This window comes from Bradyrhizobium sp. HKCCYLS1011, assembly GCF_051167795.1.
In the GTDB taxonomy this organism is placed as follows: Bacteria; Pseudomonadota; Alphaproteobacteria; order Rhizobiales; family Xanthobacteraceae; genus Bradyrhizobium.
In genome coordinates, this window is the sequence record NZ_JBNPTT010000012.1 from 165,489 (window position 1) to 187,927 (window position 22,439).

General features: G+C 63.1%; 21 protein-coding genes. 11 read left to right on the plus strand and 10 right to left on the minus strand.

From position 1 onward, the window contains the following. Window positions 1-52 precede the first annotated feature (52 nt). The 5 genes from ACQR1W_RS33490 to ACQR1W_RS33510 all read right to left on the minus strand — a co-directional run bounded on the left by ACQR1W_RS33490 (window position 53) and on the right by ACQR1W_RS33510 (window position 5,051). Entirely contained in the window at window positions 53-1,132 is a 1,080-nt protein-coding gene (locus ACQR1W_RS33490) for a BMP family ABC transporter substrate-binding protein (RefSeq protein WP_434854747.1), read from the minus strand. A 75-nt stretch (window positions 1,133-1,207) separates the two neighbouring features. Next, a complete protein-coding gene (locus ACQR1W_RS33495; protein WP_434854748.1) occupies window positions 1,208-2,125 on the minus strand; it encodes an ABC transporter permease in 918 nt (305 codons plus the stop codon). After that, a complete protein-coding gene (locus ACQR1W_RS33500; RefSeq protein WP_434854749.1) occupies window positions 2,112-3,203 on the minus strand; it encodes an ABC transporter permease in 1,092 nt (363 codons plus the stop codon). The genes ACQR1W_RS33495 and ACQR1W_RS33500 overlap by 14 nt, the downstream gene beginning before the upstream one ends. Further along, window positions 3,187-4,758, minus strand: coding sequence for an ABC transporter ATP-binding protein (locus tag ACQR1W_RS33505; RefSeq protein WP_434854750.1), 1,572 nt, complete (start codon window positions 4,756-4,758; stop codon window positions 3,187-3,189). Before ACQR1W_RS33505 ends, ACQR1W_RS33500 begins: the two co-directional genes overlap by 17 nt. Before the next feature lie 98 nt (window positions 4,759-4,856). After that, entirely contained in the window at window positions 4,857-5,051 is a 195-nt protein-coding gene (locus ACQR1W_RS33510) for a hypothetical protein (RefSeq protein WP_434854751.1), read from the minus strand. Window positions 5,052-5,307: 256 nt separating this feature from the next. Here ACQR1W_RS33510 and ACQR1W_RS33515 point away from each other — a divergent pair, with 256 nt between their 5' ends. Next, the gene (locus ACQR1W_RS33515) at window positions 5,308-6,423 is read left to right on the plus strand and encodes a hypothetical protein (RefSeq protein WP_434854752.1); all 1,116 of its coding nucleotides are present in this window, start codon (window positions 5,308-5,310) and stop codon (window positions 6,421-6,423) included. Between the two features lie 81 nt (window positions 6,424-6,504). On the opposite strand, the gene ACQR1W_RS33520 is transcribed toward ACQR1W_RS33515, so the two are convergent. Together ACQR1W_RS33520 and ACQR1W_RS33525 are read right to left on the minus strand one after the other, a co-directional pair. Then, window positions 6,505-7,035 (minus strand): nucleoside deaminase, encoded by a 531-nt coding sequence (locus tag ACQR1W_RS33520; protein WP_434854753.1) that lies wholly within the window; start codon window positions 7,033-7,035, stop codon window positions 6,505-6,507. Between the two features lie 182 nt (window positions 7,036-7,217). Beyond that, on the minus strand, window positions 7,218-7,883 hold the full coding sequence (locus ACQR1W_RS33525) for a GntR family transcriptional regulator (RefSeq protein ID WP_434854754.1): 666 nt from the start codon (window positions 7,881-7,883) through the stop codon (window positions 7,218-7,220). A 248-nt stretch (window positions 7,884-8,131) separates the two neighbouring features. On the opposite strand from ACQR1W_RS33525, the gene ACQR1W_RS33530 reads away from it, so the two are divergent. The 5 genes from ACQR1W_RS33530 to ACQR1W_RS33550 all read left to right on the plus strand — a co-directional run bounded on the left by ACQR1W_RS33530 (window position 8,132) and on the right by ACQR1W_RS33550 (window position 13,546). Beyond that, window positions 8,132-9,391: a CaiB/BaiF CoA transferase family protein gene (locus ACQR1W_RS33530; protein ID WP_434854755.1), complete on the plus strand. Its 1,260-nt coding sequence runs from the start codon at window positions 8,132-8,134 to the stop codon at window positions 9,389-9,391. Between the two features lie 70 nt (window positions 9,392-9,461). After that, a complete protein-coding gene (locus tag ACQR1W_RS33535; protein ID WP_434854756.1) occupies window positions 9,462-10,454 on the plus strand; it encodes a Bug family tripartite tricarboxylate transporter substrate binding protein in 993 nt (330 codons plus the stop codon). Window positions 10,455-10,511: 57 nt separating this feature from the next. After that, a complete protein-coding gene (locus ACQR1W_RS33540; RefSeq protein ID WP_434854757.1) occupies window positions 10,512-10,994 on the plus strand; it encodes a tripartite tricarboxylate transporter TctB family protein in 483 nt (160 codons plus the stop codon). 12 nt (window positions 10,995-11,006) lie between these two features. Then, a complete protein-coding gene (locus tag ACQR1W_RS33545) occupies window positions 11,007-12,545 on the plus strand; it encodes a tripartite tricarboxylate transporter permease (protein ID WP_434854758.1) in 1,539 nt (512 codons plus the stop codon). Further along, complete coding sequence (locus ACQR1W_RS33550) at window positions 12,542-13,546, plus strand: 4-hydroxythreonine-4-phosphate dehydrogenase PdxA (RefSeq protein ID WP_434854759.1); 1,005 nt, start codon at window positions 12,542-12,544, stop codon at window positions 13,544-13,546. The genes ACQR1W_RS33545 and ACQR1W_RS33550 overlap by 4 nt, the downstream gene beginning before the upstream one ends. Before the next feature lie 29 nt (window positions 13,547-13,575). Here the strand turns inward: ACQR1W_RS33550 and ACQR1W_RS33555 are convergent, their stop codons facing one another. From ACQR1W_RS33555 to ACQR1W_RS33565, 3 genes are read right to left on the minus strand one after another with little or no spacing between them, the layout of a single operon-like run. Then, window positions 13,576-14,628, minus strand: coding sequence for a class II aldolase/adducin family protein (locus ACQR1W_RS33555; protein ID WP_434854760.1), 1,053 nt, complete (start codon window positions 14,626-14,628; stop codon window positions 13,576-13,578). Window positions 14,629-14,638: 10 nt separating this feature from the next. Next, window positions 14,639-15,505: a TIGR01459 family HAD-type hydrolase gene (locus ACQR1W_RS33560; RefSeq protein WP_434854761.1), complete on the minus strand. Its 867-nt coding sequence runs from the start codon at window positions 15,503-15,505 to the stop codon at window positions 14,639-14,641. Next, window positions 15,502-16,782: an FGGY-family carbohydrate kinase gene (locus ACQR1W_RS33565; protein WP_434854762.1), complete on the minus strand. Its 1,281-nt coding sequence runs from the start codon at window positions 16,780-16,782 to the stop codon at window positions 15,502-15,504. Before ACQR1W_RS33565 ends, ACQR1W_RS33560 begins: the two co-directional genes overlap by 4 nt. 157 nt (window positions 16,783-16,939) lie before the next feature. On the opposite strand from ACQR1W_RS33565, the gene ACQR1W_RS33570 reads away from it, so the two are divergent. The 5 genes from ACQR1W_RS33570 to ACQR1W_RS33590 all read left to right on the plus strand — a co-directional run bounded on the left by ACQR1W_RS33570 (window position 16,940) and on the right by ACQR1W_RS33590 (window position 22,437). Further along, the gene (locus ACQR1W_RS33570; RefSeq protein WP_434854763.1) at window positions 16,940-17,953 is read left to right on the plus strand and encodes a sugar-binding transcriptional regulator; all 1,014 of its coding nucleotides are present in this window, start codon (window positions 16,940-16,942) and stop codon (window positions 17,951-17,953) included. 20 nt (window positions 17,954-17,973) lie between these two features. Continuing rightward, the gene (locus ACQR1W_RS33575; RefSeq protein WP_434854764.1) at window positions 17,974-19,413 is read left to right on the plus strand and encodes an extracellular solute-binding protein; all 1,440 of its coding nucleotides are present in this window, start codon (window positions 17,974-17,976) and stop codon (window positions 19,411-19,413) included. A 112-nt stretch (window positions 19,414-19,525) separates the two neighbouring features. Then, the gene (locus ACQR1W_RS33580) at window positions 19,526-20,452 is read left to right on the plus strand and encodes a carbohydrate ABC transporter permease (RefSeq protein WP_434854854.1); all 927 of its coding nucleotides are present in this window, start codon (window positions 19,526-19,528) and stop codon (window positions 20,450-20,452) included. Between the two features lie 16 nt (window positions 20,453-20,468). Next, window positions 20,469-21,326, plus strand: coding sequence for a carbohydrate ABC transporter permease (locus ACQR1W_RS33585; RefSeq protein ID WP_434854765.1), 858 nt, complete (start codon window positions 20,469-20,471; stop codon window positions 21,324-21,326). A gap of 4 nt (window positions 21,327-21,330) precedes the next feature. Continuing rightward, window positions 21,331-22,437, plus strand: coding sequence for an ABC transporter ATP-binding protein (locus ACQR1W_RS33590; protein ID WP_434854766.1), 1,107 nt, complete (start codon window positions 21,331-21,333; stop codon window positions 22,435-22,437). Window positions 22,438-22,439: the final 2 nt, after the last annotated feature.

Consider the following 22,439-nt stretch of genomic DNA (forward strand, 5'->3'; position numbering starts at 1 on the left):
CAACCTCTCCCCGCAAATAGCGGAGAGAGGTCGGGCATACGCTGTTAGTCCGCTACTTTCCAGGCAGCTTGTCGTCGACGCCTTTCACGTAGAAGTTCATGCTCAGGATCTGGCTGTCGTCGAGGTGATCGCCGCCCTTGCACTCCACTTCCTTGCCGTCCTGCCCGAGGACCGGGCACTTGAACGGATGCGCCTTGCCGGCGGTGATGGCAGCCTGGGTATCTTCCGCCAGCTTCTTCACGTCGTCAGGCATATTGGTATAAGGCGCCATCTCGAACATCTTGGAATCGAGCCCACCCCAGGTGTTCTCTTCCTTCCAGGTGCCGTCGAGCTCGGCCTTGACGCGCGCGATGTAGTAGGGCGCCCAGGTGTCGAGGATCGAGGTCAGCTGCGCCTTGGGACCAAACTTGATCATCTCCGAATCCTGGCCAAAGGCGAGCTTGCCGCGCTCCTCGGCAACCTGCATCGCGGCAGGGCTGTCGGTGTGCTGCATGATAATATCGGCGCCCTGGTCGAGCAGCGCCTTGGCCGCATCGGCCTCCTTGCCGGGGTCGAACCAGGTGTTCACCCAGATGATCTTGACCTTGATATTCGGATTGATCGACTGCGCCCCGAGCATGGTGGCATTGATGCCGGAGATGACCTCAGGAATCGGGAACGAGCCGATATAGCCGAGCACACCCGCCTTCGACATCTTCGCCGCAATCTGGCCCTGGATGTAGCGGCCCTGATACCAGCGGGCCGAATAGGTCGACATGTTCTTGTCGCGCTTGTAGCCGGTGGCGTGCTCGAAATGCACATTGGGATATTTCTTGGCGACCTTCAACGTCGGGTCCATGTAGCCAAACGACGTCGTGAAGATCAGCTTGTTGCCAGCGCGGACCAGCTGCTCGATGGCGCGCTCGGCGTCCGGCCCCTCCGGCACATTCTCGAGATAGGTGGTCTCGATCTTGTCGCCGAATTCCTTCACCAGCGCCTGGCGCGCCAGTTCGTGCTGATAGGTCCAGCCGAGATCGCCGATGGGGCCGAGATAGATGAAGCCGACCTTCAGCTTGTCGGCCGCAAGCGCCGTGCCGCCAACGGCAACGGAAAGGATAAGCGCGGCAGCCGCCGCCAAAAGTCTGTTCGCCATCATCAATCTCCCAAACGGTCGGGGGTGGACTTGGAGAGCACATGCAGCCCCGTTCGCATGCGCTCCGAATAGTGTTTATCGATCCGGCACGAACACGGTTCCCAGCGCGGCCGGCGCGGTCGAGCCGCCGGTCCGCGTCCGCGACAGCAGCACCAGCACGATGACGGTCGCGAGATAGGGCAGGGCCGACATGAATTGCGAGGGGATGCCGATTCCGGCGCCCTGTGCATGCAGCTGCAGGATCGTGACCGCGCCGAACAGATAGGCGCCGATCACCAGGCGCGCCGGCCGCCAGGACGAGAACACGACGAGCGCGAGCGCGATCCAGCCGCGGCCGGCGGTCATGCCCGGGATGAAGAACGGCGTGTAGGCGAGCGGCAGATAAGCACCGGCAAGGCCCGCGCAGGCGCCCCCGAACAGCACTGCTGAGAGCCGGATGCCCAGCACGGGATAGCCGAGCGCGTGCGCCGAGACATGATTGTCGCCGCAGGCGCGCAAGACCAGGCCCGCGCGCGTCCGGTACAGAAACCACCAGACGCCGATGATCAGAGCGATCGACAAATAGACGAAGGCATCTTCGCCAAACAGGATCCGGCCGACCAGCGGGACGTCGCTAAGGCCGGGAATGTGGAGATGTGGCGCGGTCGAGATGCGCTCGCCGACGAAGCGCGCGCCAATCAGGCCCGACAATCCGATCCCGAGAATGGTGAGCGCGAGCCCGGTCGCGACCTGGTTGACCGCGAGCCCCAAGGTCATCAGCGCGAAGATCAGCGACAATGCGGCTCCCGCAAGAATGCCGCAGAGGGCGCCCACGATGATCGAACCGGACAGCCAGGCGCCACCGAAGCCGCAGGCGGCACCGACGATCATCATGCCCTCGACACCGAGGTTGAGCACGCCGGAGCGCTCGGTGACCAGCTCGCCGGTGGCCGCGATCAGCAGCGGCGTCGATGCCGCCAGCACCGAGAGGATGATCGCCTCAACCAGCTCCACGGTGCACCTGTCGTGACGCGGAGATGAGCCGGAAGCGATAGAGAATCAGGGAATCGCAGGCGAGCACGTAGAACAGCAGGATGCCCTGGAATACCTTCGTCACATCAAGTGGGATCTTCATAGTGATCTGGGCCTGCTCGCCTCCGATGAAAGTCAAAGCGAGAAACAATCCTGCAATTAATATTCCAACCGGGTTGAGCCGTCCCAGGAACGCAACGATGATCGCGGTGAAGCCGTAGCCCGGTGAAATGCCAGGCTGGAGGTGCCCGACAGGTCCGGCCACTTCGATGATGCCGGCGAGGCCGGCAAGGGCGCCGGAGACCGCGAAGGTCAGAAGGATCAACTGGTCCGCATTGAAGCCGCCGAACCGCGCCGCCCGCGGCGCTGCGCCGACCACCCGGATTTCGAACCCCTTGATGGTCCGGCCCAGCACGATGAATGCGCCAGCGACGACCAGAAGCGCGATGATGGCGCCGAGATGCAGGCGTCCGCCTTCGATCAGCACCGGCACCGTTGCTACAGGATCGAACTCGGCCGTGGTCGGGAAATTGAAGCCGGCCGGATCGCGCCAGGGGCCGCGCACGAGATAGTCAAGCAGGAGGTCCGCGACATAGACCAGCATCAGGCTGGTCAGGATCTCGCTAGCGCCGAACTTGACCCGGCACAGTGCTGGGATCAGGGCGTAGAGCGCACCCGCCGCGGCGCCCGCCAGCAGCATGGCCGGCAGCACCCAATGGCCGGCCTCGGTGCCTTGGGTCTTCACCGCGATCCAACTGCCTGCCACCGCGCCAATCAGGAACTGCCCCTCGGCGCCGATATTCCAGGCGTTGGCGAGATAGCACAGCGACAGCCCGATCGCGATCATCACCAGCGGCGTCGCCTTGACCGCGATCTCCTGCAGCGAATAGCCATCTGTGAGCGGCGCCACGAAATAGGCATCGAGCGCGGCAAGCGGATTCTTCCCAAGAATAACGAAAAGCAGGCTCATGGTCACGATGGTGAGTCCGATCGCGATCAGTGGCGAGATCAGTGCGATCGTCTGCGAGCGCTCGGCGCGCTTTTCAAGCACGAGCTGCATGCGCCGGGTCCTTCCCATCGATACTGCTGCCGCCCATCAACAGGCCGAGTCTTTCGCGCGTCGCCTCAGACCGCGGCAAGGCCGCCGACAATTGGCCGTGAAACATCACTGCAATCCGATCGGCGATCTCCATCAGCTCGTCGAGGTCTTGGCTGGTGACGAGCAGCGCTGCGCCCTGATCGGCCAGATCGAGCAGAGCCTGGCGAATAATCGCCGCCGCGCCGGCATCGACGCCCCAGGTCGGCTGGTTGACTACGAGCACCGCCGGGTTGCGCAAGATTTCTCGTCCTACGACGAATTTCTGCAGATTGCCGCCGGAGAGGCTGGCCGCCTCGGGATCGCGCTTGGCCTTCCGTACGTCGAACGCTTGCGTGGCGCGGTCGACCGTCTGCAGCGTGGCTGCGGCATTGACGAAGCCATGCCGCACCATGTCGCCTGCCGCGTGACCTGTCAGCAGCGCATTTTCAGAGAGTCTCATGCGTGGGGCGGTGCCATGGCCGAGCCGCTCCTCGGGCACGAACGCCGCGCCCAGCTTGCGGCGATGCGTGATCGAAAGATGCCCGCAGGCGATGCCGTCGATGATGATGGTCCCCGGCTCCTTCACCAGCCGCTCGCCGGAAAGGGCTGCAAACAACTCGTCCTGGCCGTTGCCGGCAACGCCGGCGATCCCCAGGATTTCACCGCCCTTCAGCTCCAGGGAAATATGCTGCAGGCTCACGCCGTGGGGATCGTCGGGCGGAAGGTTCAGGTCGTTGACGACGAGGCGCGGCACCGTGATGCGGCGTTCGCCTCTCGGTTTGACCTCCTTGACTTCCGTGCCGACCATCATGCGGGCCAGTGACGCTGCCGTCTCGAGCTTGGGATTGCAGGTCGCGATCTTCCTGCCGCCCCGCAGGATCGTGGCGGTATCGCAGAGCCGTTTCACCTCCTCGAGCTTGTGGCTGATATAGAGAATGGCGCGGTCTTCCGCCTTCAAGCGCTCGAGCACCACGAACAGCTGGTCCGCTTCCTGCGGCGTCAGCACCGCCGTCGGCTCGTCCAGGATCAGGAATTTCGGGTTTTGCATCAAGGCGCGTACAATTTCGATTCGCTGGCGCTCGCCGACCGAGAGCTGCCAGACCTCGCGCTTGGGGTCGAGCGGCAGGCCGTAGTCGCGCGCAACCTGTGCCAGGCGCGCCGAGATCGCCTTGAACGATTCCTTGCCGTCGAGGCCGAGCGCGACATTCTCGGTGACGGTGAGGTTGTCGAACAACGAGAAATGCTGGAACACCATGCCGATACCAAGGTCGCGAGCCTGCGCCGGGCCGGACAGTGCCATTGCTTGGCCTTGCCAGCGCAACTCACCGGCGCTGGGCTGGATCAGGCCGTAGATGGTCTTGACCAGGGTCGACTTGCCAGCACCGTTCTCGCCGAGCAGAGCGTGAATCTGGCCGGGCCAGATCTCGAGGTCGATCGAGTCGTTGGCAACGAAGTCGCCGTAGCGCTTGGTCAAGCCGACTGTCTGCAGGAGCGGCGTCCCGCGCACGGGTGAAACAACAGGCGGCACGTCAGACATTCTCTGCCACAGCTTGATCAAGAGGCTTGCCTCAATTGTGGGCTAATTTGTCCGCGCACGTAAGAGGTGAAAAGCGGCACCTCGTGCTTAACTTGTGCTCAGCTAGTACTTTGGATCAGAGCGACCGGCAGCGTCGATCGACCCCATGATCCAACATCGATCGCGGCTGGAATGTTGCAAATTTGCGACAGGCCTCGGAAATCAACTTGCTGCAGCAGGGCTGCTTGTTGGATGAGCAGCATCATCCAACGCGCAAGTTCGACAAATCGGAACATCGTCACGTTGAATTTCATGCGCTCCAGGCCGATGACGACGCGCGTAGAAATCCCAATAATGTGAACTACCAAGCAGCAGGTGCGATGCGACTTGGGTTGAGTTTCTCAATGCTGCCGGCAGCTCATTAGTTGCATACAAGCCGATGATATCCAGGCGCCATGGTGATGAAACCTGCAGCAGCGCCTGAAAAAAGATGAGGCTTCTCCCACCGGGCATATCGGCGCAACTCTCCGCTTAACAATGTGATTGCTTCTTAACTCGGGGGTGCTGCTCATGACGTTTCGTCAAACAATCCTTGCGGCGGTAACATTGGCCGCTAGCGCGATAAGCGCGATCGGTACCGCTGCTGCGGCCGATCTACCAGTGAAGGCCGCCAAGAAGGCACCTGACCTGCCATTCTTCCTGGTCGTCGATGACCGGGTGACGTTCTCTTATATCTTTAACGCCAGCCAGCCGGGTGCCTGGACCGCGAACGGCAATGGCACGTTCAACGCCAAGACGACCAAGCAAGTTTACTCCTTTACCCATTTCGATATCTGGGCCTACGGTACTAACTTCTTCACGATCTCGCTGTTCAAATCGGACCATAACGATCCGGCCGGACCGTGCACCCAGACCGGGGGCATCGTGTCGCCTGCGGCGGGCTTCGCGTTCACTCCGGCGAGCTGCGCCGGCGCCACCGAAATTTACGGCTTGTTCCGCTCGACGTTCGGCTGGAATGAGATTTTCAATACCAAGGCCTTCACGATGGGGCCGCTGCACAACATCTCCTTCGAAGTTGGTATGGATGCCAACACCGAGAACCGGTATTTCGGGGCGGCCAAGCGTGACGTAGTCGCCGGTCTGCAATTCGCCTTCGACTTGCCCTACAAGGGATACTTCGACTTTGCTCCCTTGGTGTATTGGGAGTTCTACAACCATAACGGGTTCTCGCAGTGCGGCGCCGGCTGGATGAACCCCTGCCTCGCCGACGGCAACACCAAGTTCAAGCCGACCTGGGCGATCGAGACCAACTACTACATGGATCTCGGCTTCCTCCCTGAAAACATGCAGTTCTTCTCTATCTCCGGTCGCGCCGGCTGGTATGGCAAAAAGGGCAGCGACACCGAGCCGCTTCCGGTCAGCGTGGCCAATGGCGTCTACCCCACCAAGGTCGAGTTCAACTCCGAGCCGATCCGTCTGACACTTGACGCTTCCAAGGCGATGTGGGGGGCGAAGTACAGCCACTTCGTCGACGTCTGGGTGGCCTATCGCTACTGGCAGAATAAGTTCGGCCTGGACCACAACAACGCGGTGGGATGCTCGGTTGCCGGGGGTGGCGGCACGCGTATCAGTACGGGCGCCTGCACGGAGTCCTCGCTGTACTCCGGTATCACGGTGAAGTTCTGATCGCCTGATCTCGCCGGTTGAAATAATGGCGCCGCGGTCCTCCGCGGCGTCATCGCTTATGAAGGCAAGATGCAATCGCACTCAGCTCTGCCAGACTCCGGCGTGCACGGCTTCGGCTTCGTCCTCGAGCAGCGGTCCGGTAATGTCCGTCGGCCGTTGCCCGCTCGCGAAGACCTCGCGGCAGGGCAGATCGAGTGTGGGGTTTTCCGGATGGTTGCCGGTGAGCGCGCGCAATCGGCGCTCGCTCAATCCATAGACCACGCGCCCGATGCCGGCCCAGTAGATGGCGCCGGCGCACATCGCGCAGGGTTCGGCTGACGAGTAGAGTGTCGCTTTCGCCCTGACGGAATCGGTCAGCGTGGTGCAGGCCTCGGTGGCAACGAGCCGCTCCGCATGCGCCGTTGCGTCACGCGCGGGCATGTAGCCGTTTTCCTTCTCGATCAGGACTCGGCCGTGCTCGTCGACCAGGATGGCCGCAAAGGGATGGTTGCCGTGCGTGAGCGATCTGCGGGCGACCCCATAGGAACGCCGCAAGAAATGTTCATCGCGCTCCAGCAACCCGGGCGAGCCGATGCCGGCTCGCGTGCCTCCATCCGCGTGTTGCTCCTCCATCGATCTCTCCGATGCGGCATGACAAACTAATGTTGCGCTCCTTCTGATCGCACCGCAAGCCCGCGCCGCCCGAATCGAAGCGAGCCTGCGAGGCGCAACTACCTGGTTGAATCGAAGGACCGGAGGCCGGGCGGTAGGCTCGGCAAGCGCGAGCCATCGGATCGATAGGCGATGTCAAGCGCTCACGCGATCCGCAGTGTGAGCTCGCTCGCTTCTGTCTCGGCAAAGCCCGCTTGGAGGACCTCTTCGCGCTTATGCCGGAGATGCGTCCGCAGGATGTGGGAGAGGCCGACGCCGTCGCGCCTCTGGAGTGCGTTCAGGATCGCTTCGTGCTCCTGGACGGCCAGGGCCCAGCGTTGCGGCGTCATCGGGGTGACATAGCGCGCGCGTCGAATGCGCGCGGTCACGGAGGCATAGAGTCCTGCGAGCGTGGGATTTCGGGCGCCAGTGACGATGGCCTCGTGAATGGCACGGTTGCCGCGGTAGTACTGGATCAGATCGCCCTCGCGGAAATGCTGCACCATCGCTGCATGCGTTGCGGCAATCTGCTCGATCTCGCTGTCCGTGATGCGCTCGCAGGCGAGCTCGCCGGCGAGTGCCTCCAAGCCCTGGCAGACCTCGAACAGGTCGCGCACGTCCTTGTCCGTCAGCTTCGCCGCGCGTGAGCCGCGATGAGGCAGCAGCTGCACCAGGCCCTCGGCGGCGAGCACCTTGAGCGCTTCGCGCAGCGGTGTGCGCGAGATCTGCAGCCGCTCACAAAGGTCGCGCTCGGGAATTCGGGCGCCCGGGGTGATTTCGCCGTCGAGCAGAATGGTGCGGATGCGGCCGACGACCTCTTCATGAAGCATGGCATCAGGCTCCATTTTGCATGCAAAATCGAACTTAATGGCGGAACGTCGCAAGTTCCAGCTTGAAAGTCTCAAGTTTTGCATTCAAAAATACTGAAAACAAGGAACATGAGGAAATGGACCTGCAGGTCGCGAGGCGGACACGAGCGGCTGACCGGGATGCGCTTCATCCTGATGTGCGACACGAGCCAGGCTGGCCGCGAAGGGCTCGGTATTTTCCCCAACACGCGCGCCAATAGGACAGGTCGATGCAAAGCGATCCATCGCAATCCACATCTGGTCGCTCGGGTCCGCTTGCCGGCCTCAAGGTGATCGATCTCACCCATGTGATGGCGGGGCCGACCTGCACGCTGATGCTCGCCGACATGGGCGCCGACGTCATCAAGATCGAGAAATGGCCGAACGGCGATGACACTCGCCATTCGATGCCGCCCAAGATCGGCGACGAGGCGGCTTCATTCCTGATGATGAACCGCAACAAGCGCGGCATTGTGCTGGATCTGAAGACCGACGGCGGCAAGGAGGTGCTGCGGCGCCTGATCGCGAGCGCCGACGTGCTGGTCGAGAATTTTGCGCCCGGCGCCATGGAGCGGCTGGGCTTTGGTTATGAAGCACTGCACAAGGAATTTCCGGCGCTGATCTACTGCTCATTGTCGGGCTTTGGCCGCACCGGCCCTTACAAGCATCGCCGGGGATTCGACCTGGTTGCGCAGGCCATGAGCGGCATCATGAGCTTCACCGGCGAACGTCCCGACGGACCGCCGGTCAAATGTGGTCCGCCGCTGTCCGATATCACTGCCGGCCTGCTCGCGAGCATGGGCATCCTCGCCGCCTATACCCATCGTCTTAAGACCGGCGAGGGGCAGTGGGTCGAGACGTCGCTCTACGAAGCGGCCCTGGTGCAGACCTACTGGCAATCTACGATCGCGCTGGCGGCGGGCACCGCGCCTCGCGCCATGGGCTCCGCGCATCCGCTCAACGCGCCGTATCAGGCCTTTGAGGCCTCGGATGGCTGGCTTGTGGTCGGCGGCGCCAACAAGAAGCATTGGCTGTTGATGCTGGAGGCGCTCGGCGCCACCGAACTCGCCTCCGATCCGCGGTTCGTGACCGGCGCCGATCGCATGGCGAACCTGAAGGAGCTCGAGGCGGTGTTGAGCGAGCGCTTCCGCACCCAGCCGCGGGGGCATTGGCTGGCGGCTCTCGACGACAAGGGCGTGCCGTGCGGACCCGTGCACGACATGCTGGAGGCGCTGAGCGATCCGCAGACGCTGGCGCGCGAGATGGTCGTCGAGGTCGAACATTCCACGCTCGGCCCCGTGAAGACGATCGGGCTTCCGGTCAAATTCTCCGAGACCCCGGGCAAGGTCCGTTCCGGCGCGCCGGTCTATGGCGAGCATACACGCGAGGTGCTGGCGGAGTACGGATTCGACGAACAGGAGATTGACGCCCTCGAAGAGCAGGGCGCAATTGTTTCGGCTTCAGGAAGGTGCGAGGAACGCGTCGCCTGACTGCATATCGATACGATCTATACGACACACAAAGACAACACAAAAAACAAAGAATCAGTCGGAGGAAATCATGCGTCGTACGTCGTCGTTTCTGTTTTCCGCAGCTGCTGCGGTGCTCGCCGGCACGATGCCGGCGCTGGCAGCCTGGCAACCGCAAAAGCCGATCGAGTTCGTTGCCACGGCGGGACCGGGCGGTGGGACTGACAATCTCGCCCGTGCGGTGCAGAACATCATCACCAAGTACAAGCTGACGGATCAGCCGATCGTCGTCGTCAACAAGGGGGGTGGCAGCGGCGCGGAGGGCTATGTCTACGGCAAGGCCTCTGCGGGCGATCCCTACAAGGTGATCTTCGGCACCTCGAACGCCTGGCAGCAGCCGCTCGTATCCAAGGTCGCCTTCAACTACACCGATCTCACCCCGATCGCGGCCATGGCGCAGGACGAGTTCCTGCTTTGGGTCAAGCAGGACGCCCCCTACAAAACGGCGGGCGACTATCTGAAGGCGGCCGCATCGGGCGAATTCAAGATGGGCGGCGCGCAATCGAAGGACACCGACGAGGTGCTGACCCGCATGATCGAGAAGGTCGGTCATGTCAAACTGACCTACATCCCCTTCAAGAGCGGCGCCGAAGCCGCCGTGCAGCTCGCCGGTGGGCACATCGATTCCCACGTCAACAATCCGAGCGAGAGCCTCGGGCAATGGCGCGGCGGAACGCAGCGCCCGCTGTGCGCCTTCAGCCCGAAGCGGTTGCCGCAGGGCCCCAAGATCACCACGACCGAAGGCTGGAGCGACGTTCCGACCTGCGTCGAGCAGGGTCTCGACATTGCGCAATATGAGCAGCCGCGGACGGTGTGGCTGCCCGGCAAGGTCACGCCGGACCAGACCGGGTTCTATGTCGACCTGATGAAGAAGGTGCAGGCCACGCCGGAATGGAAGGACTACATCGAGAAGACCTCCCAGGTCGACACGTTCCTGACCGGAGCCGACTTCGACAAATTCATCAAGCAAGATCTCGAGCACCTCAAGCAGGTTGCGAGCGAGCAGGGCTGGCTCATCAAGTGAGATTGCGAACATCCGCGCAACGACATCCCACTGCCTGACGCCGCACTGGAGCTTTCGATGATATCGCGCCGCGCCCTCGAACTCTCGACGGCCATCCTCACCGGGGGTTTCGGCGTCGCGGTGGTCGTCTCAAGCCTGGACAACGGCATCGGCTGGTCGAGTGCGGGCGTGGACGCCGGCACGTTTCCGTTCCTGACCGGCCTCGTGATCGTGCTCGGGAGCCTTTACAATCTGGTGCGAGGTGTCGTGCCGGCTGCGAGGCTCGCAAACGTTCCCATCGCTCTGACGTCGACCGAACTGCGCCGGCTCGCCGGCCTGTTCGTGCCGGCCGCGATATTCGTCGCCGCGATCCCGCTGCTCGGGATGTATCTGGCCGCGGCCGCCTACGTGTTCGCGGTGCTCGCGATCCCCAGGCATCAATCCGTGCTTCGCTCGCTGATGATCGCGGTGGCGACGCCGCTTGCGCTCTATGTCGTGTTCGAGCGCATGTTCCAGGTGACGCTGCCGCATGGCGCGCTTGCCGCGGCAATCGGGCTCTGACGGAGAGAACCGATGGATAATCTCCAGGAGCTCCTGCACGGCTTCACCATTGCGGTGACGGTGCCGCATCTGGTCCTGATGGTCATCGGCGTGCTGCTCGGCATTCTCGTCGGCGTGCTGCCGGGCCTGGGCGCGCCGAACGGCGTGTCGCTGCTGCTGCCGCTGACCTTCGGCATGCAGCCGGTGTCGGCCATCATCCTGCTTTCGAGCATGTATTGGGGAGCGCTGTTCGGCGGCTCCGTCACCTCGATCCTGTTCAATATCCCGGGAGAGCCATCGTCGGTCGCGACCACCTTCGACGGCTATCCAATGGCGCGCGACGGACGGCCGACGACAGCGCTCGCCACCGCCTTCGGCTCGGCGGCGTTCGGCGCGCTGGTCGGCGTCATCCTGATTACCTTCCTCGCGTCATGGGTGGCGCAGGTCGCACTTGCCTTCGGACCGCCGGAATATTTTGCGGTCTACTTCCTTGCCTTCGCCAGCTTCGTGGGCATGGGCGGCGCGGCACCGATGAAGACCGTTGTGGCGCTGGCGATCGGCTTTGCGATCGCGGCCATCGGCATCGACACCGTCTCCGGCAGCGTGCGCCTCACCATGGGCATCGACGAATTGGTGAAAGGCGTGAGCTTCGTCGTCGCGGTGATGGGCCTGTTCGGCATCGGCGAGCTCCTGGTCGCCGTTGAAGAGGAGTTTCATGCCCGCGCCGTCTCATCGACGATCGATTGGCGGGAAGTGTTTCGTGCGGTCGCGCGACTGCCACGGCATGGCGTTGCCTTGCTGCGGAGTGCTGCGATCGGCTGCTGGATGGGAATCACGCCGGGCGGCCCGACGGCGGCGTCCTTCATGAGCTATGGCATCGCCCGGCGTTTCTCGCGCCGTGGCCGGCACTTCGGCACCGGCGAAGTCGAAGGCATCATTTCGCCGGAGACGGCCGACCACGCGGCCGGCACCAGCGCGCTGCTGCCGATGCTCTCGCTCGGCATTCCCGGATCGGCCACCGCAGCGGTGATGATGGGCGGGCTGATGATCTGGGGCCTCAATCCCGGGCCGATGCTGTTCGTCGACAGCAAGGATTTCGTCTGGGGGCTGATCGCCTCGATGTATGTCGGCAATATCGTCGCCGTCGCGCTGGTGCTGCTCACCGTGCCCGTGTTTGCGGCCTTGATACGGATTCCCTTCGTGATCATCGCGCCGCTGATCGTGATCATCTGCGTCGTCGGCGCCTATTCGGTGTCGAACTCCTATCTCGACGTGGTGCTGATGCTCGGCTTCGGGGTCGTCGGCTATCTCTTCAAAAAGCTGTTCTATCCGCTGGCACCGCTGGTGCTTGCGATCGTCATCGGCGACAAGGCCGAGGATGCGTTCCGCCAATCGATGCTGATGTCCAAGGGATCGCTCGGGATCTTCTTTGCAAACCGGCTGGTGACGAGCCTGGTCGTGGCCGGCATTGCGCTGCTGCTGCTTCCGCTCGCCTTGCAGCTCACGCGTATCCGGCGCAAGCCCGCCTCGCCCGCCGACGAGACGACAGGCCAGGAGAAAGTAATCGTATGACCGGAAAGCCGCTCATCGCACTGGCGATGGGAGATCCCGCCGGCATCAGCCCGGAGCTGACGGCGAAGCTCGTTGCGCTCGACGACATCCGGGCGCGCTGCCGCCTCGTTGTCATCGGCGACCGGCGCATCTTCGAGGCGGGGGCGCGCGTGGCCGGCGTGACGCCGGAGCTGAAGACCGTGGAGCAGGGGGCCGACTTTCGTTCCGAACGGGAGGAGGCACTGTTCGTCGATCTCGGTCACCTCCATCCCGCTGACGTTGAGCGCGGAACCGCAACTCTTGCCGGCGGAAGCTTCGCGCTGGCGAACTACAGGCACGCGCTCGAGCTTGGCCGCGACGGCCGCGTCGATGCCGTCGGCTTCACGCCATTCAACAAGCAGGCGATGCGGCTCGCGCGCGCCGACTATGACGACGAAATAGCCTTCTCGGCGAAGGTGGTCGGGCTCACGACCGCGGCAAGCGAATTCAATGTGCTGGGCGAGCTCTGGAATGCGCGCGTCACCTCGCACATCCCGCTGAAGGACGTCGCGGCGCGGCTATCCAGCGAACGCATCTACCGCGCGCTCAAGCTGACGGAGGCCTGCATGCGTGACGCTGGCTTCGCGCGTCCACGCATCGCGGTTGCCGGACTGAATCCTCACGCCGGCGACGGCGGCAATTTCGGCCGCGAAGAGATCGATGTCATTGCGCCGGCGGTCGCGGCCGGCCAGCGCGACGGCATTGCCGCAGAAGGGCCGTTCCCTGCCGACACGGTGTTTCTACGCGCCAAGGGCGGCGCCTTCGATGCGGTGCTGACGATGTATCATGACCAGGGCCAGATCGCGATGAAGCTGATGGGCTTTGATCGCGGCGTGACCTTGCTCGGCGGTTTTCCGTTTCCGATCTGCACGCCGGCGCATGGCACCGCCTATGACATCGCGGGCCAGGGGATCGCATCGATTGGCGCGAGCCGCGCCGCGCTGCTGCTCGCAGCGGAGATGGCCGCTCGTCGCGTCGTCTGAGTATCAGCCTTATTGCGAGTGGAATCTGCTTATGTCTGCTGTATCGCCGTCCCGCTGCGATTAGCGGTCAATTGCTGTCGGTAGCGCTCAGCGTCCCAGTTCAGCAGAGCTTGTTCGTTCTCGGCCGTGAGATAAACGACTTCGGCGTCCAATGGCAGGCGCGAGGTGACAAGCGAAAGGCAGGTCAACATGGCCTCGGCACCGGGGCTGGCATCGGTGCGGACGACAGTGCCCATGTCGGGCACGAGAAGCGAAACCGGCGGCGGCAGCCCGTTTGCAACGGTCCGCTCGGCGATCGCGGAGAGCTCCTCGCCTCGCTGCAACACCGGCAGGCCGGGACCGAGAAACACGACGTGATCGGGATAAAGCGAGCCGCCTGTTGCAAGTGCACGGCTGAAGCGGTCGATGGCGACGGCATGGCAAAGCGGATCAGTCGGCAGGCGATAGTCGCTCCCTCGACAAAGCTCTTGGAGCGTTCTCTCGTCCGCGGCCGGCGCGATGCGCGGCGTCAACGCGAGCCGTTCTTCAACCTCGTGCACCAGCGCCTCCGCGGCCTCGCAACTCGGCGCTCCCACCACAAGACCGTGGTTGCCGAGGATCAGGACGTCGACCGTGTCTCGCGCGATGACCTCGGTCACGGCGCGGGCCAACGGCAGCCCCGGATGATAATAGGGGAGGTGGCGCCACGCCAATCCGGCCAGCCGTCTGGCAAATTCATCGCGCGCGTCTTGCCGGACCGCCCATGCAATCGTGTTGACGGAATGCACATGCAGCACCACCGGATGCGGCATCAGCGCATGGAGCGATGTCTCGATCGAGGCACGAAGGGCAGCCTGCCCCTGATCAGCTAGCGGGATCCGTTCGTCGCCGCGCGCCAGCGCCGCCCGTACTGCCTGCAGCGCAACCGGGACGAAGATGTCCTTGTGCTCGGCATCGGCAAGCCATGTGCCCGAGGCTTTCACCCAGAGTACGTCGCCGTGCTTGATCGAGGAGTTGCCGCCTGCGCCCTGAACCAGCCGGATATTGGTGCCGACCCGCGTGGACATCAGGCGCAGCTCGCGGAGTTCTGCAGGTTCTCGCATCAGCGCTTCCTCACCAGGCCAGATGATCCATCGTCCAATTCGGAACTCGCGCCGGCGAGCCGGCGAGCCGTCGCGTCGCGGCCGCCACGTCTCGCGTCGTCAGGAGATCGCGGTGCACACCTGAACTGAGAAGCAGTGTCAGCATTCCGGCGGCGTGCGCTCCGGCAATGTCGTGGTCGACCGAGTCGCCCACCATCAGGACCCGCCCTGGTGCTGGGCGACCCAGGCGTTCCAGCACCGCCTCGAAGATCGGTGCGTGCGGCTTGCCGATATAGGTCACGATGCCGCCGAGCTGCTCATAGAAGCGCGCAAGTGCGCCGGGGGCAGGGATCAATCCGGTTCGGCCGAACATCTTGAGGTCCGGATTGGCACAGAGCATCGGCACCCTGCGCGCCTTGGCCAAGCTCAAGCATCCGCGCCAGGATTCGGGCTCGGCGAAATCATCGTCCAGACCACCAAGGAGGATGAAGCTGGCCTTTTGCACATCGTCCGTGATTGCGAGATCAAGCCCGTCGACAATGGACCGGTCGGCGCCGCGGGTGATCAGGAAGCAGGAAGGGCCAAGATCGGTGAACGGCTTGCGGGTCCGGCTTCGCAGGCCATGCCAGGTCACTTCGCCCGAAGTGAGGATGTCGTCATAGGTCGAGGGTGGCAGGCCCAGTTCCGTAAGCCGCTCCGTATTGTTGCGTGCGCGCCTGCCTGAGTTCGAGAGGATCACAACGCGCTTGCCCGCGTTCCGCAGCCTGTCCATGCACTCCCGCGCCGCTGGAAACACCTTTCCGCCCTCGTGCAGCGTGCCCCATTGGTCGAGCAGGACATGATCGAACCTTTCGGCGATGGCGGAAAGGCCTTCAATCGCGATCGTTTCGCTTCTCATGGCGGACCACCCCGCAAGGCAAGGAGGGCGGCGCCATAACATGCCTCGGTCTGCACGGCGACTTCGACAGGCACGCCGAGAACGCGACGCCGGATGTCTGTCCACGCAGCGTTCTTTGCGCCACCGCCGATGCTGATGACGCGGCGCAGCGTCGGTGCTCCGAGCTGCATCAGGCGTCGGTAAGCGAGGGCTTCGACCGCTGCGATTCCCTCGAGAAGAGCCTGGAAAAAGCGACGATCTTCGGATGGGCGTGGCGTGATCCGTGGCGCCAGAGCAGGATCCGCGATCGGGAAGCGTTCGCCTGGTTTGGGGAGGGGATAGTAGTCGAGACCTGTCGACGCATCCGGATCGAGCAGCGGCGTCAGCAGGTCCATCTGTTGCGCGGTGAAATGCGTCAGCAATGCGCCGCCACCCGAGTTGGAGGCGCCGCCAGCGAGCCAGCGGTCGCCGAGACGGTGCGAATAGACGCCTTGATCCGCCGCAAAGATCGGTTGCGTTGCGAGCAGCTTGACGACGAGTGTCGTCCCGAGTGAGGTGACGGCGTCGCCCGGCGCGTCGGCGCGGGTGGCAATGAAGGCTGCAACGCCATCAGTCGTGCCGGCCGTAATCTGAGCTGAACGTGACAGGCCAAGCGCGGATGCAACCTCCGGATCGACCACGGCAACGGGCGTGCCCGGCACGAGCACCTTGGGCAGCCATTCGCGGCTGACACCGAGTTGGTCGAGCCACCCCGGCCAGCTGCGCGCGATGGGATCGTAGCCAAGCTTCAACGCGTTGTTCTCGTCGCTGACACCGTGAGTGCTGGCGAGCCGTCCGGCAATCCAATCCGCTTGATGGACGGCGATGTGCGCGTCCTTGAGGGGCGCGCGATCCAGCAGGAAAAGCAACTTCGCGAGCGCGCTGCTTGCGCCATGTGCTCCGCTTTCCGCCGGCGCGACCTCCGCGATGCGGGCGGCTTCCCTCGCCGCGCGCGCGTCGTTGTACATGAGCCCGTGCGTGGTGGGACGGCCTGCGGCGTCAATCAGCAAGAGCGTGCCGGAGGTGCCGTCGACGGATATCCGCTCGACGCGTTTGAGGTCGAGCTTCCGGCCGAGTGCTGAAATCGCGGACGTCGTTGCCTGCCACCAGAGTTCCGGATCCTGGTCGATCGCGTCGCCATCCCGACGCGGCGAAGGCAGAGGAGAGGCCTCGATCGCCTGGATTTCGCCATGCAGATCGACTGCGCAGGCGCGGACGCCACCGGTTCCGATATCGATGCCGAGGAATAGAGCTGTCATCGACTTCACCATCTTTGCAGTTGCCTCAAGGGCGAACTGACACAGCACAACGCAAGTTGGTCCGATTGCACCGCAGCACGTTTTGGGGATTGACGGCCAGCCGTGCCTCTGCAATTTTTTGCAAGGTGTGAAGAATTTTGCAAGCGGGCTTTTCGGCGTGGCGACACCAGACAGGCTGCCGACGATTGACGGAGAAGCTTCGCTTGCGACGCGGGCGGCATGGCTGTACTTCGCCGCCGGCCTGACGCAGTCCGAGGTTGCGGAGCGGCTGAACATCCAAAGCACCAAGGCGCACCGGTTGATCGCGCGCGCAAGCCGCGAAGGCATGATCCGCGTCTTTGTCGAGGGGCCGGTGGCGGAATGCGTCGCGCTGGAGAACACGCTGGCCCAGCGTTATGGCCTGTCGTTTTGTCGGGTCGCGCCAGATCTCGGTGAAGGCGATCTGCCGCTGAAAGCGCTGGCGCTCGAAGGCGCAAGCTTCCTGCGGCAAATTCTCGAGCGTGGCGAGCACAAGATCATCGGCGTCGGGCATGGCCGGACGCTCGCGGCGGTGGTCGAGCAACTGCCGCAGACGCCGGCGCGCGACGTCCAGTTTGTCTCGCTGCTCGGCGGCCTCACGCGGAAATTTGCCGCCAATCCATTCGACGTGATTCATCGCCTGGCCGAGCGCACTGGTGCGGAAGCCTATCTGCTGCCGGTTCCAGTGTTTGCGAATTCCGTCGCCGACCGTGCCGTTCTGATGCAGCAATACGGCATTGCCGATGTCTTCGCGCTTGCCCGCAAGGCTTCGGTTCTGTTCGTCGGCATCGGCCAGATTCACAGTGACGGCTTTCTGGTCTCGAGCGGCATGATCAAGCCGGACGAGGTTGTCGAATTGAAGCGGGCCGGCGCCTGTGCCGATCTGCTTGGTCATTTTCTCAATGCCAAGGGGGGGATGCTCGACATCGATCTCTCGGCACGTGCCACCTCGATGGGGGCGGCAGACCTCAGGAAGCACCGCATTGTCGCCATTGCCGGCGGACTTGCCAAGGTGACGGCTTTGCGTGCTGCGCTGTGCAGCGGCCTCTTGCATGGCCTCATCATCGACGAGGTGACCGCACAGGCGCTCGTGACGGATAAGCCGGAGGCAACATCCGGCAAGACCAAAATCAAAAGTCGGAAGGGCAGGTAACGACAATATGGGAGGTGTCAATGTACGATCGCGAAAAGAATCTGTTCGACTCCTACGCCGCCAAACGTCTCAGTCGGCGTGATCTCCTCGACGGAGCTGCCAAGCTAGGCATCGCCGGCGTTGCGGCCAATGCGGCGTTCGCGTCCGCTATGTCGCGCGCGATGGCGGCGGACTTCAACTGGAAGGCCTCGAGCGGCAAGACCATCAAGCTGCTCTTGAACAAGCATCCGTATGTCGACGCGATGATCGCCGATCTCGAGGCGTTCAAGAATTTGACGGGGATGAACGTCACCTATGACATCTTCCCGGAGGATGTCTATTTCGACAAGGTGACGGCTGCGCTGTCGTCGAAGTCGGATCAGTACGACGCGTTCATGACCGGCGCCTACATGACCTGGACCTATGGTCCGGCCGGCTGGATCGAGGATCTCAACGCCTACATCAAGGACCCAGCGAAGACCAGTCCGGCTTTCGCGTGGGATGATGTGCTGCCGAACCTGCGGGCCTCGACCGCCTGGGACGGGGTTGCCGGCTCCGAGCTCGGCTCCGGCCAGGCCAAGCAGTGGTGCATCCCCTGGGGCTATGAGCTCAACAACATCACTTACAATCGCAACATCTTCGACAAAGTCGGCGTGAAGCCGCCGAAGAACCTCGACGAGATGCTCGACGTCGCCGCCAAGATCACCAAGGATGCCGGCGGTCCTTACGGCATCGGCGTCCGCGGATCACGCTCCTGGGCGACCATCCATCCCGGGTTCCTGTCGGCCTATTCGAACTTCGGGCAGAAGGACTTCGTGATGGAGGGCGGCAAGCTGAAAGCCGCAATGAACACCAAGGCCTCGAAGGATTTCCACGAGAAATGGGTGAAGATGATCCAGGCCTCGGGCCCGAAGAACTGGTCCACCTACACTTGGTATCAGGTCGGCACCGATCTCGGCGCCGGTGCTTCCGGCATGATCTTCGATGCCGACATCCTCGGCTATTTCATGAATGGCGGTGACAATAAGGAAAAGGGTAATCTCGGCTACGCGCCGTTCGCCGCGAACCCGGAAGCCAAGGCGCCGACGCCGAATGTGTGGATCTGGTCGCTGGCTCTTTCGAGCTTCTCCAAGCAGAAGGACGCGGCCTGGCTGTTCATGCAATGGGCGGCCTCCGTCGAGCACGATCTGTTCGGCGCGCGCAAGATGGACTTCGTCAACCCGGTGCGCGCATCGGTGTGGAAAGACCAGGAGTTCCGCGACCGCATCGCAAAATCCTATCCCGGCTATCTCGAGCAGTTCGACGTGTCGTCTCCTGGCGCGAAGATCTATTTCACTGCGCAGCCGCTGTTCTTCGACCTCACGACCGAATGGGCGGCATCGCTGCAGAAGATGGTGGCGAAGGAGGTCAGCGTCGACGAGGGGCTCGACAAGCTCGCCGACAGCATCAACCGGCAGCTGAAGCAGGCTGGCCTCGGCTGAAGTCTGACGTGGTGATTGATCCTCCACACCACGCCAACCCGCCGGTTCGGACCTTGACCCGATCCGAGCCGGCGGTATTGCAACGAATGAGCGATCCTTTATCGTCATGAGCATGGTGCAACTACTGCAGGCCAATGCGCTTCCACGCCGCACGACGAAGCTGCGCGGACGCCTCCTGCCTTACCTCTTGAGCCTTCCGGCGCTGCTCGTCTGCATCGCCATCCTGGTGCCGTTTGTGACGGCGGCAATCTATTCGTTGCAGCGCTACCGGTTGAACCTGCCTTATCTCCGCGGCTTCATCGGGGTCGACAACTATATAGACTTCCTTTCGGACCCGGCGTTCTGGAACACGCTTCGGATCTCGCTGATCTACACGGCGGTGACAGTCGTCTTTGAGTTGTTGCTTGGCCTTGGCATTGCGCTGTTGCTGCGGCGGCCAACCCGCTTTCACAATGCAGTCTCGATCATGCTGCTGCTGCCGCTGATGACGGCGCCTGCGATCGCGGCGCTGATGTGGAAGCTCATGACCAACCCGGGCTTCGGTATCCTTTCCTATCTCGTCAGCCTGTTCGGCGTGCATGATTTCAAATGGGCGTCCGATCCATCGACGGCGCTGTTCACCGTGGTCCTGGTCGACGTCTGGGTCTACACGCCCTTTATCATGATCCTGCTGCTGGCCGGATTGCGGTCCTTGCCGCGCCAGCCGTTCGAGGCGGCCGCACTCGACGGGGTGCCGGCAAGCTTCGTGTTCTTTCGCATCACGCTGCCGATGCTTGCGCCCTACATCATCACGGCCTCGCTGTTCCGGCTTTTGGATTCGATCCAGCAGTTCGACATCATTTACGCAATGACGCAAGGCGGGCCCGGCGACCGGCTGATGGTGTTCCAGGTCCAGGCCTATCTTGAGTTCTTCCAGTACACCAATGTCGGACGCTCGGCGGCGCTGCTGATGATCCTTTGGCTGATCACCAACATCCTGTCGAACATCTTTATCAAGAACTGGCTGCGGTTGCGGGCGCGTGCCCACAGTCACGCCTAGGGAACGGGAGGCGGCGATGGACCATTCGGGCCTGTTAGGTCGTATCTTCCGGGGCGTAGCGCTGACGCTCGTGCTTGTCTTCTTCATGTTCCCGATCGTCTGGATCCTCATGATGTCGTTCCAGACCAATGAGCAGATTCTGCGAATTCCGCCACGTCTCCTGTTCGAGCCGACGCTCGCCAATTACGAGGCGCTGATCTCGGGTCAGCTGCGCACCGCCGCCGGCAATCTCGAGATTTCCTTCATGCGCAATCTCTTCAACAGCTTTGTGCTGTCGAGCGCGGCGGTGGTGCTCGCTTTGCTGCTCGGCGTGCCGGCAGCCTATGCTTTTGCGCGGTTCAAGTTTCGCCTGGGTGAAACCATCGCGTTTACCCTGCTGTCGTTTCGCTTTGCGCCGCCATTATTGGTGCTGCTGCCACTGTCGCTTTATTATCAGCAGCTCGGCCTCAACGACACCTATTTCGGCATCGTCTGGGTCTATCAGCTGATCGCGCTGCCGCTCATTCTGTGGATCGTGCGCGGCTATTTCGAGGATATCAGCCCGGATATCGAGCACGCCTATCGCCTCGCCGGGCATTCCTGGCGCGAGGCCTTCACGCGCATCGCAGTGCCGCTTGCTGGGCCCGGGATTGCGGCGGCAGCCTTGTTGTCCTTCATCTTCTGCTGGAACAACTTCGTGTTTGCTCTGATCTTGGCCTCCGCCGACAAGCAGCCCGTGACCGTGGGTGCGCTCGCCTTCGTGACCGCGTCCGGCATCCAATATGGTCAGATCGCCGCGGCCATCGTGCTGTCGGTCATGCCGACGCTGCTGCTTGCACTTTATGCGCAGCGATACCTGGTCGAAGGTCTGTCGCTCGGCGCGGTGAAAGGCTGAACGTATGGCACGGCTCGAGCTCAATTCGCTCACGAAAGCATTCGGCGCGGTACGCTGCGCCGATGATCTGTCGCTCACTGTCGAACCCGGCGAGATCGTGGCGGTCTTCGGTCCGTCCGGCAGCGGCAAGACAGTGCTGTTGAGGATGATCGCGGGGATGTTCGAGCCGGACGACGGAGACATTCTGATCGGCGGCCAGTCGGTCGTGGGCGCGTCTCCCGAGCGGCGCGGCGTCGGCATGGCATTTCAGAATTTTGCGCTGTTTCCGCACATGACCGCGCAAGACAATATCGCAAGCGGGCTGCGGGCGAAGCAGACCAGGAGCGACGCAGCGGCGCGGGTCAAATCGATTGCCCGGCTCCTGAAAATCGAGCATGTGCTTGGCCACGCGCCGCGCGAATTGTCGAACGGTCAGAAGCAGCGCACGGCGCTGGCGCGCGCCCTCATCGGCAACCCGGAGGTCCTGCTGCTCGATGATCCCCTGCGCAATGTCGACGCCAAGCTGCGCTATGAAATGCGGCTGGAGTTGCCGAGCCTGTTGCGACGAGGCACTGCCGCGGTCCTCTATGTCACCCAGGACTATCGCGAAGCGATGGCGATTGCCGATCGTATCGCTGTCCTGATCAACGGGCGGCTCGAGCAGGTCGCGCGCCCGGACGAGATCTACGGCCGTCCCGCTTCGGTTGCGGTTGCCCGGCTGTTCGGTGACCCCAGCATCAATCTCGTCGAAGTGGCGCCATATGTAGACCAGGGCGGCGTCTTCGCAGATATTTCCGGGTCGCGCGTGCGGCTTGGTCCAGTGGACCGGCAGGCAGAAGACGACGGTGCATGCTGGCTTGGCGTCCGGCCCGATGACCTCCTGATTTCGGCGGCAGCTGGCGAGGGCGGGATTCCGGCGCGGATTGTTGCGGTCACGCCGATGCATGAGAAGGCGGTGATGTTGCTCCGTTTCGCCGATGGCATGGAGTGGCTCGCCGCGTTGCCGTCGGAGGCGGGGATTGCCGGAGCGGACGAGGACGTGTTCGTTCGTTTTGCGCCGGAGGCCGCGCTTTTGTTCGATCGAGCGACGGGCCTTCGCGTCGGCCTTCCGCATCGGCGATATGCGGCCTGAGG

What these genes read in the sequence shown, in the direction of transcription:
- ACQR1W_RS33490 (WP_434854747.1), bottom strand. Translation starts at nt 1,132, where the DNA reads ATGGCGAACAGACTTTTGGCGGCGGCTGCCGCGCTTATCCTTTCCGTT.
- ACQR1W_RS33500 (WP_434854749.1), bottom strand. Translation starts at nt 3,203, where the DNA reads ATGCAGCTCGTGCTTGAAAAGCGCGCCGAGCGCTCGCAGACGATCGCA.
- ACQR1W_RS33505 (WP_434854750.1), bottom strand. Translation starts at nt 4,758, where the DNA reads ATGTCTGACGTGCCGCCTGTTGTTTCACCCGTGCGCGGGACGCCGCTC.
- ACQR1W_RS33510 (WP_434854751.1), bottom strand. Translation starts at nt 5,051, where the DNA reads ATGAAATTCAACGTGACGATGTTCCGATTTGTCGAACTTGCGCGTTGG.
- ACQR1W_RS33515 (WP_434854752.1), top strand. Translation starts at nt 5,308, where the DNA reads ATGACGTTTCGTCAAACAATCCTTGCGGCGGTAACATTGGCCGCTAGC.
- ACQR1W_RS33520 (WP_434854753.1), bottom strand. Translation starts at nt 7,035, where the DNA reads ATGGAGGAGCAACACGCGGATGGAGGCACGCGAGCCGGCATCGGCTCG.
- ACQR1W_RS33525 (WP_434854754.1), bottom strand. Translation starts at nt 7,883, where the DNA reads ATGCTTCATGAAGAGGTCGTCGGCCGCATCCGCACCATTCTGCTCGAC.
- ACQR1W_RS33530 (WP_434854755.1), top strand. Translation starts at nt 8,132, where the DNA reads ATGCAAAGCGATCCATCGCAATCCACATCTGGTCGCTCGGGTCCGCTT.
- ACQR1W_RS33535 (WP_434854756.1), top strand. Translation starts at nt 9,462, where the DNA reads ATGCGTCGTACGTCGTCGTTTCTGTTTTCCGCAGCTGCTGCGGTGCTC.
- ACQR1W_RS33540 (WP_434854757.1), top strand. Translation starts at nt 10,512, where the DNA reads ATGATATCGCGCCGCGCCCTCGAACTCTCGACGGCCATCCTCACCGGG.
- ACQR1W_RS33545 (WP_434854758.1), top strand. Translation starts at nt 11,007, where the DNA reads ATGGATAATCTCCAGGAGCTCCTGCACGGCTTCACCATTGCGGTGACG.
- ACQR1W_RS33550 (WP_434854759.1), top strand. Translation starts at nt 12,542, where the DNA reads ATGACCGGAAAGCCGCTCATCGCACTGGCGATGGGAGATCCCGCCGGC.
- ACQR1W_RS33555 (WP_434854760.1), bottom strand. Translation starts at nt 14,628, where the DNA reads ATGCGAGAACCTGCAGAACTCCGCGAGCTGCGCCTGATGTCCACGCGG.
- ACQR1W_RS33560 (WP_434854761.1), bottom strand. Translation starts at nt 15,505, where the DNA reads ATGAGAAGCGAAACGATCGCGATTGAAGGCCTTTCCGCCATCGCCGAA.
- ACQR1W_RS33565 (WP_434854762.1), bottom strand. Translation starts at nt 16,782, where the DNA reads ATGACAGCTCTATTCCTCGGCATCGATATCGGAACCGGTGGCGTCCGC.
- ACQR1W_RS33575 (WP_434854764.1), top strand. Translation starts at nt 17,974, where the DNA reads ATGTACGATCGCGAAAAGAATCTGTTCGACTCCTACGCCGCCAAACGT.
- ACQR1W_RS33580 (WP_434854854.1), top strand. Translation starts at nt 19,526, where the DNA reads ATGGTGCAACTACTGCAGGCCAATGCGCTTCCACGCCGCACGACGAAG.
- ACQR1W_RS33585 (WP_434854765.1), top strand. Translation starts at nt 20,469, where the DNA reads ATGGACCATTCGGGCCTGTTAGGTCGTATCTTCCGGGGCGTAGCGCTG.
- ACQR1W_RS33590 (WP_434854766.1), top strand. Translation starts at nt 21,331, where the DNA reads ATGGCACGGCTCGAGCTCAATTCGCTCACGAAAGCATTCGGCGCGGTA.